This window comes from Chryseobacterium sp. CH25 (genome assembly GCF_004119455.1).
Classification (GTDB): Bacteria; Bacteroidota; Bacteroidia; order Flavobacteriales; family Weeksellaceae; genus Chryseobacterium.
Window position 1 is genome coordinate 1 of record NZ_NRQT01000074.1, and the last position, 271, is coordinate 271.

The window sequence follows — 271 nt, forward strand, 5'->3', positions numbered from 1 at the left end:
CGTTTCTCGTCATCAATGTTTACGTCCAATAAGGGGTTAACCAACCGTTTAATCCTTAATAAATTATCGTTTCGAGTTAGCATTTGTTTGCCAACAACATTCTGGCATCGGATACCATTCTTGTTTGCAATATCTTTATAATAAGGCAACACTCCAAATACCCCGATAGAACCGTTTCTCGTCATCAATGTTTACGTCCAATAAGGGGTTAACCAACCGTTTAATCCTTAATAAATTATCGTTTCGAGTTAGCATTTGTTTGCCAACAACA

General features: G+C 36.9%; 1 protein-coding gene. It reads right to left on the minus strand.

Features of this window, described 5'->3' with window-relative positions:
- A partial coding sequence (locus tag BOQ64_RS24315) for a hypothetical protein (RefSeq protein ID WP_228448541.1) occupies positions 1-185 on the minus strand: 185 nt, incomplete at its 3' end.
- Positions 186-271 lie beyond the last annotated feature (86 nt).